Raw genomic sequence first — 14282 nt, forward strand, 5'->3', positions numbered from 1 at the left:
ATCACTCGCTTTCTGTTAATGAGAAGTAGAATACTACTCCTTGCTTAGTATTACTTACCCCATATTGGCTCTGATGCAACTGTAAAATATGACTTACAATAGCTAAGCCTAGTCCAGTACCACCAGACATACGATCTCTTGCTTGCTCCAAACGATAAAACTTCTCCCAAATATTAATTAGCTCTTGTTCAGGAATTTGTTCACCTTCATTATGAATACTTACAACAACATGACCATCATCTTTTTGCTGCAAAGTAATCGTTAGCTGACTATCAATAGGTGCATGACGGATAGCGTTACTCATTAGATTAATTAATACTTGAGTAATCCGTTTATAATCAGCTTCCACTACAAATCGATTATGTGACGAAGGATCGAACACCAGGCATATGTTTTTTTCTTCTATGAGTTTAGAGAATGATTGACTTACTAGATGGATAAGTTCAACGATATGGAACGTACTAATTTCTAATTGAATGGCTTTCACTTCGTATTTAGATAATTCCAACATATCAATAATCAAATCATTCATTCGATCACTCTCATTAACAATTTGCGATAGATACCTTTCACCCTTATCCTTGGCTACGCCATCTTGTAAGCCTTCCGCATAAGCTTTAACTATAGCGAGCGGTGTTTTCAATTCATGTGATATATTAGCTACTAACTCTTTTCTTAGCTGTTCAGAGCGTTGCTTTTCCTTCATTTCCACTTGTAGTTGCTCATTACGTTCTGATAACTGCGTTAACGTAGCATCAAGATTTGTAGAAAGCTCTACTAAACGAGTGGCTAACTGTCCGAACTCATCTTTGCTACTTAATGGTGACTTCTCAGAGAATTTCAGCTTAGCTAGCTGACCAGCAAAACTATTCAATCTTACAAGTGGCTTTGTAATATACCTCGAATAGAAAAGCGCTAATATGAACACAACCATAATGATGATAGGGAATATATAAAGCACATATTTTTTCATCATTTCTACTGCTTCATCAACGGGTTGAAGCGAGGTCATAAGAAGTACGTATTGTTGCTCATCGGTTACTTTCTGTAGAGAAGTCACATATTCAATACCACTCCATGGATCATTCCACACGGTCGTGACTTGTTCTTGATCTGCCCAATTTATATTCGCCCATGCTTCGGATAACATCCATTCTTGTATCATCTGCTTAACTAACAAATCTTGATACAGTGGATTGTAAGATCGTTGCTCTGGTATTTGCATTTCGATTATAGTCCCTTGCTCTCGTACTAGACCCTGTTCAACAGGACCGCCATCTGATAGCAATTGAACTGGATGCATTATGCTAGCTTGTTGATCCATGTAAATCCCATCTACCGTTATCGTATTACCAATGTGAAGTCCAATCGGAAGCTGATCGAAAGTCATCCCTTCCTTTGGAAGTATTATCGTAATAGATCGTTCCTTAAGTTGCATCACAATATAATAAGGATCATATTCACGTTGTTGAAACTGACTATCTAATACCGCAATACTAGCATCGTACTCATTCATATAATGCCCTAACATTTGTGACACAGCTTGATTATTGGTAGTTATTTGTTCATACTTTTCTGTAAAATTAGATGTTTGCCTCTGCAACTCAGCCAACTTCATATTGCGATAGAACTTCTCAAAAAACATACTTTCTAACATCATCACAACCGCAAACAACAGAATAATCATGATAGAGGTTATTAGAAATAATTTGAATACTACAGAATGTCGCTTCATAGCTGTGGATCGAATTTATAGCCTGATCGAATGACGGTTACGATGTACCGTCCTTCTACTCCTAATTTGGCTCTTAATTTCTTAATATGAGTATCAACCGCTCGATCATCACCTTCATAATGATAGCCCCAGACTGTATTCAAAATATAATTACGAGATAACACTTTCCCACTATGTTTCGTTAATAGCAGTAATAGCTCGTACTCCTTCGGAGATAGATTTATAACCTCATTTATTACCTTCACCTCATGAGAATTTCTGTGAATGGTTAGTTCTCCAAATATGAGTAGTTCACCCTCATTACCAACTGTACCCTCTGTTCGTTTCAATAAAGCATTAGCTCTAGCAACTAATACACGCGGACTAAATGGCTTCGTTACATATTCATCTGCACCTAACTCATAGCCCATCACTTGATCATCATCCTCTGACTTTGCAGTAATCATAATAATTGGTACATCAGAATTCCGCCGGATACTACGGCATACTCCGAAACCATCGAGCTTAGGCATCATAATATCAAGTACAATAAGATCTATCGTATATTGTTCAAATTTATCAAGTGCGATCAGTCCGTTCTCAGCTTCAATGACATCCCACTGCTCAGCAATAAAGTAATCTGAAACAATCTCTCGCATACGAATATCATCTTCAACAAGTAATAATTTCCGTCTCATTGATGCTCACTCCAAGTCATATCTTCTATCGTGTAAATGATTATTGTATATTTTGTACATTACAATATTTCCATTCACATATTACCACCTCATTTATGCTTCATATCGTAAGTATAAAGAATTCATGTGTACTCCATGTGTATACAACGTATTAAATTAGAACTGCCCTTCAAGGTAGGCACCTTAAAGGGCAGTTATTCACATCAGTATTTCAAAAGCTAATCTACTTGTTGCGATAGCGATTTGCTAACTATTTCAGATTGGAGCATGTGAAGGAAAGATTCGACGCTATAGGAAGACGATTTTTTTCCGCCAAACTGTCGAACATTTACTGTCATTTCTTGCATTTCCTCATCACCAACAACAATAATATAAGGGACTTTCTTCAACTGCGCATCACGTATCTTATATCCTAATTTCTCTTCGCGAGTATCAATTTCAATTCTAATGCCCGCTTTTCTGAATTGATTATATACCTTCTCTGCATACGCCATATGAATACTATTTGATACCGCGACTATTTTCACTTGTAATGGAGCTAGCCATAATGGAAATACTCCACCGTAATGTTCGATAAGAATACCTAAAAATCGATCTATGGAACCAAATACAGCACGATGAATAACTACTGGTCGTTGCTTTTCGTTATGCTCATCCATGTAATTCAACTCAAATTTCTCTGGCATTTGGAAATCCAGTTGCACTGTAGCACATTGATGACTGCGAGCGATGGCATCTTTAATATGAATATCTATTTTGGGTCCATAAAATGCTCCATCACCAGCATTAATAATATAAGGGAAACCTAATTCATCTAGTACGTTCACTAAAGCTTCCTCTGCATAATCCCACACTTCATCACTCCCCATGTATTTATCAGGTCGAGTAGAAACTTCTATTGAAAATTCAAATCCAAATACGTCATATATATGGTTGATCAGTTTCAGTGTTAAAGCAATCTCTTGCTTTATTTGATCCTTTCTTACAAATATATGAGCATCATCTTGGCAAAATGTTCTTACTCTTAACAATCCGTTCAAAGCACCGCTAAATTCGTGTCGGTGAACCTGACCAAATTCAGCCATTCGAATTGGTAAATCACGATAAGAACGAAGCTTCTCTTTGAAAATCAACATATGTCCTGGGCAATTCATGGGTTTTAGCGCAAATTGTTGATTATCTACTTCAGTAAAATACATATTATCTTTATAGTGATCCCAATGCCCGGAACGTTCCCATAATCGCTTATTCATCATTAAAGGTGTTCTTACTTCCTGATAGTCATATAAATGTTGAAGCTGACGAAGGAATCCTTCTAACTCATTACGAATGATTTGACCATTAGCCAAATAAAAAGGCATTCCTGGAGCTTCCTCAGAAAACATAAACAATTCTAATTCCTGTCCTAATTTGCGATGATTACGCTTTTGTGCCTCTTCCATCTGATGAAAATACTCTTTCATTTTCTGATTGGATTCAAAAGCAACGCCATATATCCGTTGTAGCATTTGATTACTACTATCTCCTCGCCAATATGCTCCAGATACAGAAGTTAACTTGAACGATTTAATATAACCTGTTGAGGGCAAATGTGGACCTCTGCAAAGATCTATATAATCATCTTGACGATAGATTGAAATGACATCTTCGCTTGGAATATCTTGTAGCAATTCTAGCTTTAGTGGATCCTTTGCAAACAGTTCCAATGCAAGAACATAAGAAATCTCTTCTCTTTTAATAACATAATTTAAACTGATAATACGTTTCATTTCCTTCTCGATACTCTCTAGTTGATCAACCGAGAAAGATTCAGATACATCAATATCATAATAAAAACCATGTTCGATAACTGGACCTACGCCAAATTTGGCATTACCATATAGGTTTCTCACAGCTTGAGCCAATACATGAGCCGCTGAGTGACGCATTACTTGAATTCCTTCAGGTGATTGGATATCAAAAAATTTAATAGTCGACGATTGTTCAATACGCATATCCATATCTACTAACTCATCGTTTACCTTTGCCACGACGGCATTTTTCTTAACAGTTGATGATACAGACTGTGCGATTTGCATTACAGTGATACCTTTCTCGTACTGTTGCTCCCGACCATTCGGGAAAATAATTGAAATTGGGTGGTGTTCCATTAACCTCGACTCCTTAATTTTGGATGACTCGTCAATTTACTCTTAGAAACTATAAAAGTAAATGGTAAGCATCGTATTATTGTGAAACAAAAAAACACACGCATCCCTACTAGTAGGGACGAGCGTGTGTTAGACCCGTGGTTCCACCCATATTCTCAATACACTTTTCCCGTGTATCGACTTATGATCGCCTTATCGCAGCGTCTACGGTATAAGTTACTTTACATTCACTTATACTGCTCCAAGGTGGTAAATACTTTGACTGCATTAGAAGACTCTCACCATCATCTTCCTCTCTGAAAATCGTCCTTAAGTATTCGTATCCTTTTCTTAGCCTTAAAAATATCCAAATAAAAAACACACGCGTCCCTAATAAAAGGGACGAGCGTGTGTTAGACTCGTGGTTCCACCCATATTCTCGACACAAATTAATTAGCTTGTATCGACTCATGATCGCTTTATCGCAGCGTCTACGGTATAAGTTACTTTACATTCACTTATACTGCTCCAAGGTGGTAAATACTTTGACTGCATTAGAAGACTCTCACCATCGTCTTCCTCTCTGAAAATCGTCCTTCAGTATTCATATCCTTATCTTAGCCTTATCATATTGTTATGAATTATAATAAATTGCTCAACGTTAGTCAAGAGACAAACTAATCACTTTCACATAGCTTCCTCTAAAACTTCTCGCAGAATTCAGTTCAAAAATCCATCAAGTGCTATTGTCGGTTTCATATCTGATTGCCATGCTCCTTTATTATAACCGCTGTTGTAACCAGGTGTTGCTTGAGGTTCCCAATAGAATACTCCTAGTCCTTTACTGCCAGAAATATTGCGTACCTTCGTTTTGATATCTGCAATAAAGTTTTTAGCTGCCGTAGGCTGATTGTAGTCCATCCCGATTTCGGTAATCATAATTGGTTTTCCATACAAAGAAATCATACTGTTCGCATTACTAATTGTCTGATTCACCTTAGTTGACCAATCAGAAGAGGTTGGATACAGAGACATACCAATAATATCAAAATTAGCGCCATTATTGATGAGACCACCAATATTCCACACGAATAAAGAATTATCGTAGCCATTAGATAAATGTACGATTGTCTTCGTACTTGAACTTACAGATTTCACCCCATTATGGCCACTATTTACAAGCCAAGCGTAGTTCTGCATGTTAACTGATGCTTTGCCGTCATTCCAAAGCATTCCGTTATTTGTTTCATTCCCTATTTGCACCCAGTCAGGCGTGACCCCTTTGGCTTGCATAGAGGTCATTACAAATCTTGACCAATTGTATACAGCATCCATTAACTGCTGGAACGTGTAATTAGCCCATGCAGCTGGTTTTGTTTGTTTGCCTGGATCTGCCCATGAATCACTATAATGCAATGTCAGCATAACACTCATCCCTAAATCTTTTGCTCGCTTTGCCAAAGTTGCGGCACGATCTACAGTTAGATATCCGTTACCATAATCATTAGATGGATTGACCCATACCCGAATACGAACTGAATTCATCTGATAGTCATTTTTTAGTATTTCTAGAATATCTCGCTGTACACCATTTTTGTCTTTCCACTTATAGCCTTGAGCCTCCATACCTGGTACCCAACTAATATCAGCCCCCTTAGCAAAGTTTGGAGCAGCCTTAGCTTCCTGTGGTTGCCATCCATGAACTGAAATCAGTGTCAAACAAAGAAACGACATAACCAACAACTTGAACGATTTCTTCCACATCATTAATACCTCCATAGTATTAGATTAGGAAAGTTTCTATTCCCACTTAGATTATAAGTAGTGGAGATTCAACAACACAGGATATAACGGAAACATTTGGTATGTTTTAGCAGTTCGATTGCTGTAACCGTCAATTTGATTAAGCTATATCCATTGAATTCATTTATTTAGCACATAAAAAAACGCAGCTCTTATTAAACTGCGTTTTTGGGTGAGATAGTTATGAAGTTGAATATTGAGTTATAACTCTTTGAGCATCGTAAGGGATTGATCAGATATATTACCCATTCTCCATATCGCAATGCTTGAATATCCTCGTTGCTGAATGATTTCAATCCAATATCTCAATGTTTCAGCATCAGCAAACCACACTGTATGATTATTCCCTTGATCATCAGCATAATTGAATGTTTGCGCTCCACTTGCTTCATCACGTCTAACAGTGCCACTTGTTGCAGATAACAATAACTGTGTTGCCTCTTCTTCTGTCAAAGCTTTAGCAAGACCATTTTGATCCCAATCAAAACCACCCGTAGCAATCGCTACCGTAGCATCTCCAGGAATACTTTCCATTCTAGCAGTTAATTTACCAAGAAATGAGCGATCAGCTTTTGGACCTGCATCACTATGAAAACCATACAAATTGTATGCCATTACGACATATTGCGGACCATCTGGAAACTCCAATTGTGCAAAGTCTACTTTAGGTTCTAACACAATTCGTAATGGTATATTTTCTGAGGCAAGACGACGATATAACATTTCGTAAAAGGCTACTAATTGTGGCCACTTTTCACTAGAAATATTCTCAAAGTCCATCTCAAGTCCATCAAGATTATTGTCTTGCACCAAACGAATGAGATGTTCAATGTAAGTATATTGCGATTCTGGTGTAGCGATAATCCTCTCGACCAAACCTTCATCTTTTTGTACTGAACTACCATCTTGTTTAACAATATCATTAACAATCGTTAAGTAAAGCGGAGTCGTACTTTCTTGCTTATCCGTACTTAATTGTGCACGAGTTTTTGTAATGAGTGCTTGAAGGTCATCATTCCAAATAATTTGATCCTGCTCATCAAAATATCCAAGGAATAACTGTATACTTGACCACTTATTGTACAGTTGCTTCATATCCTCTGTACTAGCATCGAAGTCCCAATCAACCACCCAGGTTGATAATGAAATTGGCGCATGATCTCCGACTGGTTTATGGCTATTCTTATAATTGTCATACCAATCCTGACCATAAATAAGCCAAAAGGCTAACAATAGAATAAACGTTACGATCAATATTCTAACAATGTTAACTAACCATCGATACTTCATCTTATCCTCCTAAAACTTTTCGTAGTATATGAAAAGTTACTTCGAAAGCATAGTCTAAAACTCTTCACGTTATTTTGTGAAAGTACTTTGGAATCATAGCCCTAACTTTTCTAGAATGTTTCAATCGCCCAATCTATCATGTTATTAAATATGCGCTTCGTTGTAAACGTTACTTTAGCTAAGCCCTTTAAATGATTACTATAAAGCTTTTCAATAACTTTACCTTCATCATCTATATTAGCTAATGTAATTCGTTTGAATACTCCATCATATATATGATCGCCTTCATCTTCCCAACGATTTTCTTCTTGCAGAGATTCTGCCTCTAGTTGAACATACCACTGATCAATACTCTCATCAATTTCTTCATGTTCCATTACTAGGTTATTGTTAATTGACATTGAAATCGTCTGATTTTGAATCTGAAGTGAGATCGGAATATCTGCAAGTCCTACATCTTTACCTCTCACACCAAGAAGTCGCTCCACTTCACCATCAGCTGCAACTTGTTCAACATACACGTTCTCATCCTGAACACGTAATTGAAGCTTTAATTGTCCATCAGATGATTGTCCGAGCTGAATATATTGTATCCCGCTACTATGACCTCCAATAACCAGATCAAGTGAATATTGATTAGAGACCTTAACATCATTAATTTTCATCGTAGCCTTTTGTGCAGGACGAGTCGTTAAAGCAATTTCTTCAGGTGCAAATTCGGCAACTCCATCAACTATTGTCCATTTCTTTGCTTGATCTTCATCACCAGTTACAAATGTTACATTATCATTGGTGTCTAGTCCCAACTTCATAATAAGGTGATTCGTTCGCCAATATGGAGCTGGTTGAACTCGAGTTAGATCATAACGATCCATGCTACTTGTATTGAGTAGTTTTCCTTCACGATTATAGTGAAGCTTAAACAGTTCACGAATATTCGTGTCATTCACATTTTCAACTAAACCATCCATACCGTTATACAAAGTATCGGCGTGCATTATCATATACGTCGTTGGCACAAAACCTAATTTATCTTTATATATTTTCTCAACAAGGTCGTAATCAAGCTGAATCCGCTCTTCCATTACGACGCGTGTCTCTACAGGAATATTATTCTTATCACGAATGAAGTCCATCAAATAATGAGTATAATATTGCGCTTCATTTTTATTCAAAAATTGTTCCTGTGTTTGTTGTTCAAAATAGTTCTCATCTTTGTCCAAAATATTAATATAAGTTAGTCTATAACCATTCGTACCGAGTTCCCAGAAACCTTTCTTGGTCATGGAAAGCAGTTCTTTCGGTTGTAGAAACTTCCCTTGATCATTTCCCATTTTGTTGGCATAGGTTAACATTGTCGCTTTGTAATTGTAGTTTTCTAATATCTTGGTCGTGAACAAGGCAGAGTCATTGCGACCATCTTCAAATGAAAGGTATAACGCTTTTTCTGGTAACGGGCTTCCCTTCGTATAGAAATCTATAACATCTTGCTGAGAAATCGTTACATAACCATGATCGTATAGAGCGTTGATCTGGGCATCTAATTCACGCTTAGATACTAGATCAGAAGTCGTAGATCTTGATACACCAAAATACGAGACTGCTATAAAATTATCGTGATTAGTCCAAGTACTTCGGTCACTCTCATCGTATGTTTTCAACGTCATTAACGAATTGACAATGAGATAACCAACAAAAATGACGACAAAAAATTGGAGAACGGTCCTTACAACTTTACGCCGATTTTTCCACTTAACAAAACTCGTTAGTTTTTCCGGTTTATTCACCATTCTGTTCATCCTTCACGTTACATTTTCCTATTAATACGTTGTTTCCATAATGCTTTACGTGCAGTTTTCTTCTCTCTTGCTTCAATATCTTGTGGCGTTTCACGAGTACCCCAAGTTGATTTCCAGAATGTTACCCATGCAACCGGCATTTGCCATAAGAGAACGAGTTCATAGAATATACAAAATAAAAATCCGAAAAACCATAATGAACTTTTCTTATAAAATAAATGAGCAAAACTCATTAAAAATGCCATCAACATTAATCCTATTAAAAATGTACTAGGGAAGATGCCATAAACTAATGGTACATAGCCTAAGTTATATAACACAATAATCGGTGCCGCTATCGGCACAATAAGTCCTACATAGAAGAATAACGCCATGAACGGTTCTTTTTTCCATATAAATGAGGCGGCGATAAGTGATTCACGTAACCATGAACGTTTCCAACGCATTTGTTGTTTCAAAAATACATTCATCGTCGACGGAACTATGGTGGAACATACTGCGCTATCTTGATATCCTGTTCGATGCGTTCGTAATATAAAATTGGTCATTGCACGATCATCACCGAAGGTCGCAGGTTGCCCAAGAAATTTCTGATTGAGCCAAGCATCTGAATGCTTCATAATGAGATCTTTTCGATAACAAGATAAAGGACCAGAAAGACAAGTCACACTGTCAAAATATGATTCCGCAGCTTTCATAATACGAAATGCAATATAATATCGAACGTTTTGAAGTTTTGTTAATGAATTTGTATATTTATTCTCAACATCAGTTCGACCTGCAACTCCGCCCATTTTCGGATCTTGAAATGGTTGAACGAGATTCCGGATCGCTTTATGATCTAGAAAACTATCTGAATCAACAAAGACGACAAGTTCGTGCTTTGCCATCTTAACTCCAGCAACTAATGCTTCACGTTTACCACCATTTTGCGGCATCACATGATATCTTGCTCTATTCTTCGTATCGTAACGTTCTGCTTCTCGATATATACGATCAATAACTTCTTCCATTCGTTTCACCGATTGGTCTGTAGATAAATCATCTACAACGATTACTTCTAGCTTGTCTATAGGATAATCTTGATTAATACAGCTTAATATCGTGCGATGAATCCATTCTTCTTCATTAAAGCAAGGAATAATAATCGTTACGCCTGGTGTATATTCAGGATTGACTTTCACGTCTCTATGCATTGAACCAAAAAGATACCTACTCAGCAAAAAAGAAGCAGCAATAATACTATATAAGTAGAGCAAAGAATTATACTTGAAATAAATTAAGCTCTCCGCACGCATAAGCATAACAATTAACGTAACAACAAGTAGCATAATACTTGCCATGTAGATTGAATATCCCCATCTACGTCGCTTAAAATATTCAGGAAGTCGCTTCTTGAAGTTGAAAGCAATTTTAATACTTTCTAATTGTCCGCTCTCATCAGCAATTGCTCGCGCAACTGATGCATTTGTTTTCACAAAATTCTCATAACCTTCTGGCATCGAACCAGGAGGAATTGTAAACTGTAATTTATACTCATCGCCTTCTTTGAAATCTAATCCCTTTAATTGTTCTGGATGAAATTCAAGTAAGATTCCAGTAGCAGAAACATCGACTGATTTCCCAACAGCTTTAATTTTCTTGCCTTTTCCAGAGCTATGAACTTGCACTTCGAAGCTTGCTAGATACCTAATACTAAATTCACTACCACCTCGTCGATCTTGCTGTCCGCGAATCCCTTCAGGATCTGGAACATTCGATAGCGTCCTTCTATCTTCTCGAGTTATGGCTAATAGTTCTCCACTATTCTTATTTTTCATCTTTTTATTTTTCATCATGTTACAGACTCCAATAGTTCAATCCGACATTTTTAATCATTTGTTGGTCATATACTCCTTTTATATCGAAGAACAATTTCTCTGTTATGTTTTTTCCATACATTGAGGTAATTGTTTCGATTGGCATATCAAGAAATTGTTGGTGAGGTACCATAATTGCAACTAAGCTCACATCTTGTATATCTTCAAGCTTGCATAAATTTATTTGGTATTCCTCATGAATCTCATCCTGATCTGCAATAGGGTCATAGATATATGGCATAATGCCATATTCTCTAAGTTCCTTCACTACGTCTACAACTTTTGAATTTCTCACATCTTTACTGTCCTCTTTATATGTTAAGCCGAGCAAGGCGACTTTTACATGAGAGTCTTGATTCCTCGTTCTCAAAACTTTCTTAACCATTTGATTCGCAATAAATTTGCCCATACCATCGTTCACGTGTCGACTATTTAATATTATTGTGGAATGATATCCTTCATCCTCTGCTTTATATGTTAAATAGTAAGGATCGATCCCGATACAATGACCACCAACAAGTCCAGGCGTGAAGTTAAGAAAGTTCCACTTCGTACTCGCTGCTTTCAATACTTCTTGTGTATTGATTCCCATCTGATTGAATAACATTGCCAATTCATTCATAAATGCAATATTGACATCACGTTGTGCATTTTCAATAACTTTCGCTGATTCTGCAACGCGTATATTAGGGGCTCTGTATACTCCAACTTTTATCACTTGAGAATATACATTAGCAATATCATCAAGTGACTCCTCATCGATGCCTGATACAATTTTAATAATATTTTCTAATCGATGAATTTTGTCTCCTGGGTTAATACGTTCTGGAGAATACCCTACTTTGAAATCTTCAATTACTTTTAATCCCGATCTTTGCTGGAGAATAGGTACACATATTTCTTCCGTTACGCCTGGGTATACGGTTGATTCAAATACAACAATGTCATCTCTTTTCAAATATTGTGCAACAATCATACTTGCAGATTCTACATGTTTTAAGTCAGGTACATTACCATGACTAATAGGTGTTGGTACTGCCACAATATAGAAAGAGGCTTCACTTAATATACTATGATCAGAAGTGAATTCGATTGAACTTCGCTGCAAGCGCTCATCGCCAATATCTCCAGTGAGATCTTCACCCGCTATATACTTTGAGATTTTATCTTTGTTCATATCATAACCAATTACTTCAAAATGCTCTGACATAGCTACAGCAATAGGCAATCCAACATAACCTAATCCGATAACAGCAAGCTTTGTTTGCTTTCCTATCAATTGTTTATATATTGTCATCGATGGTATCTCCGATCTTTGTCTTATCTCATAATTTCAGTCATAGTTACAAATGTATACCCATCTTTAAGTAAGTTATCAATGACAGTAGGTAATGCTTCTAAGGTGTGGATGTCATCCAACATGTGAAGTAAAATTATACTACCGTTACTAGCTTCTGTAGTAATGATGTTAATAATCTCTTCAGACGAAACATTAACATCCCAATCGAAAGTAGTAATATCATAAAGTGCTATCTCAGAATACCCTGTAGCTGCCACTACCTTTGCCGTCTTATCATCAATCTCTCCAGTCGGAGGACGGAAGTACATAGAAGGAGCCTGCTGTAATGCTTCCGTTAAAATCCGATGCGATCTCACAATTTCATCTTGTAATTGCTCGGCAGTTATCTTAGTAATTACAGGATGACTGTAGGTATGGTTAGCAATTTCATGACCTTCTTCTAACATTGCTCTAGCGAGACCTGGGTTATTTTCTGCTCCATTGGCTCGAATGAAAAAGGTAGCTTTAATTCCCTTATCTGCAAGGATATCTAACATTTTCGTGACTGTGTAATCCGTTCCCCAATCATCAATCGTTAAAGCAATTTGTTTCTTAGAGCTATTACCTTTCTCAAACAAATGATATGATTGATTGGTTTCTACTTCAGCAATCTTTGCAAGATCAAAACCCTCGATTTCATTAAAAGGTTTTTTTGTTAATTCCGCTTTTAATAGTTCGTCGATCGTTACAAATTGATACTGTACTTCCTCTACTGCTGGAACGAGTAACTTTAACATCTCATCAATTCGTTCATTACGATCAAGATCAATAGCAATAATCGCCCCACGATTGATATAAATTCTCATGTCTTTAGGTTCTTTAAATTTCGTATCCAAATAACTATCATTGATGAAAAAGCTATAACCAATAAATCGTTCGTGATTGGATTGTCTTGCTGCTTTCAATACGGGGTCTTCAAATGCAACCGTCTCTGTTCTTACATATTTAACTGTCGTATTTGTTGCGTTCTCTATCGTTTGCTTACCAAGTAATAATTCATTATAAATTTGATCATAAGTATAAGAGTCCATATTAGCTTTACTTAAAGTATTATTTTCAACTTCATGACCGGAAGATTGGATGAGTTCAACAAGTTCCGGTTCTACAGCCACACGTTGTCCGGTTACAAAAAAGGTAGCAACAATATGATATTGATCTAGCAATCTAAGTACTTCTGTAACTTTTTCACGCTCTGGAAGTCCGTTGAATGTTAAGCTTAATTTTTTTTCAGTTGTATAGACCAGATCGACTTTATTAAGCGGTTCGATAGTCTCACTTGGATATTGTGTAGAATCAGGAGACTGCTCAATTTGATTAATTTTATCTTTGATTGGTGAACTTTGTGTATTACAGCCACTAAGCAAAATTGTAATGAGTAACATTACACCAATTGGTGAAAACTTCAAACACAACACCTCTTTATAAACTAATAATTATGATGCACATCATTGTAGATATTTAAATTATTACTTTATTGCTATTATACAACTTTGTAATGAAACATTTATGAACAAATTCTTAAAATGGATGCCTCTAGCTACTATTTCGTTGTCTGTTTACAAAAAATACATATATGAGCATCAGTTTTCACTTTAGACAATCTACTTTAATTTAAAAAAGCTAATAAAATCATTAGATTTCATTAGCTTTC

The 14282-nt window shown here is 36.5% G+C and carries 9 protein-coding genes and 2 other annotated features; all 9 genes read right to left on the reverse strand.

Annotated elements, in window-relative coordinates; translation table 11 throughout:
- Position 1 precedes the first annotated feature (1 nt).
- The 9 genes from NV377_RS06535 to NV377_RS06575 all read right to left on the reverse strand — a co-directional run bounded on the left by NV377_RS06535 (position 2) and on the right by NV377_RS06575 (position 14037).
- Positions 2-1735 carry a sensor histidine kinase gene (locus tag NV377_RS06535; protein ID WP_258200402.1) on the reverse strand — a complete coding sequence of 578 codons (1734 nt, stop codon included), beginning with the start codon at positions 1733-1735 and terminating at the stop codon, positions 2-4.
- The gene (locus NV377_RS06540; RefSeq protein WP_258200403.1) at positions 1732-2412 is read right to left on the reverse strand and encodes a response regulator transcription factor; all 681 of its coding nucleotides are present in this window, start codon (positions 2410-2412) and stop codon (positions 1732-1734) included. Before NV377_RS06540 ends, NV377_RS06535 begins: the two co-directional genes overlap by 4 nt.
- Before the next feature lie 218 nt (positions 2413-2630).
- Positions 2631-4562 (reverse strand): threonine--tRNA ligase, encoded by a 1932-nt coding sequence (gene thrS / locus NV377_RS06545; RefSeq protein ID WP_258200404.1) that lies wholly within the window; start codon positions 4560-4562, stop codon positions 2631-2633.
- 111 nt (positions 4563-4673) lie between these two features.
- Positions 4674-4903 (reverse strand) — a binding site (T-box leader).
- Positions 4904-4936: 33 nt separating this feature from the next.
- Positions 4937-5169, reverse strand: a binding site (T-box leader).
- A 92-nt stretch (positions 5170-5261) separates the two neighbouring features.
- The gene (locus NV377_RS06550; protein ID WP_258201135.1) at positions 5262-6275 is read right to left on the reverse strand and encodes a glycoside hydrolase family 53 protein; all 1014 of its coding nucleotides are present in this window, start codon (positions 6273-6275) and stop codon (positions 5262-5264) included.
- Positions 6276-6545: 270 nt separating this feature from the next.
- Positions 6546-7634: a glycosyl hydrolase family 18 protein gene (locus tag NV377_RS06555; RefSeq protein WP_258200405.1), complete on the reverse strand. Its 1089-nt coding sequence runs from the start codon at positions 7632-7634 to the stop codon at positions 6546-6548.
- 110 nt (positions 7635-7744) lie between these two features.
- Positions 7745-9424, reverse strand: coding sequence for a polysaccharide deacetylase family protein (locus tag NV377_RS06560; RefSeq protein WP_258200406.1), 1680 nt, complete (start codon positions 9422-9424; stop codon positions 7745-7747).
- A 17-nt stretch (positions 9425-9441) separates the two neighbouring features.
- On the reverse strand, positions 9442-11271 hold the full coding sequence (locus NV377_RS06565; protein WP_258200407.1) for a glycosyltransferase family 2 protein: 1830 nt from the start codon (positions 11269-11271) through the stop codon (positions 9442-9444).
- 1 nt (position 11272) lies between these two features.
- Positions 11273-12589, reverse strand: a complete 1317-nt coding sequence (locus NV377_RS06570; protein ID WP_258200408.1) for a nucleotide sugar dehydrogenase — start codon at positions 12587-12589, stop codon at positions 11273-11275.
- Between the two features lie 23 nt (positions 12590-12612).
- On the reverse strand, positions 12613-14037 hold the full coding sequence (locus NV377_RS06575) for a polysaccharide deacetylase family protein (RefSeq protein WP_258200409.1): 1425 nt from the start codon (positions 14035-14037) through the stop codon (positions 12613-12615).
- Positions 14038-14282 lie beyond the last annotated feature (245 nt).

It is taken from the genome of Paenibacillus endoradicis, from assembly GCF_024721975.1.

What these genes read in the sequence shown, in the direction of transcription:
- NV377_RS06535 (WP_258200402.1), bottom strand. Translation starts at nt 1,735, where the DNA reads ATGAAGCGACATTCTGTAGTATTCAAATTATTTCTAATAACCTCTATC.
- NV377_RS06540 (WP_258200403.1), bottom strand. Translation starts at nt 2,412, where the DNA reads ATGAGACGGAAATTATTACTTGTTGAAGATGATATTCGTATGCGAGAG.
- thrS (WP_258200404.1), bottom strand. Translation starts at nt 4,562, where the DNA reads ATGGAACACCACCCAATTTCAATTATTTTCCCGAATGGTCGGGAGCAA.
- NV377_RS06550 (WP_258201135.1), bottom strand. Translation starts at nt 6,275, where the DNA reads ATGTCGTTTCTTTGTTTGACACTGATTTCAGTTCATGGATGGCAACCA.
- NV377_RS06555 (WP_258200405.1), bottom strand. Translation starts at nt 7,634, where the DNA reads ATGAAGTATCGATGGTTAGTTAACATTGTTAGAATATTGATCGTAACG.
- NV377_RS06560 (WP_258200406.1), bottom strand. Translation starts at nt 9,424, where the DNA reads ATGGTGAATAAACCGGAAAAACTAACGAGTTTTGTTAAGTGGAAAAAT.
- NV377_RS06565 (WP_258200407.1), bottom strand. Translation starts at nt 11,271, where the DNA reads ATGATGAAAAATAAAAAGATGAAAAATAAGAATAGTGGAGAACTATTA.
- NV377_RS06570 (WP_258200408.1), bottom strand. Translation starts at nt 12,589, where the DNA reads ATGACAATATATAAACAATTGATAGGAAAGCAAACAAAGCTTGCTGTT.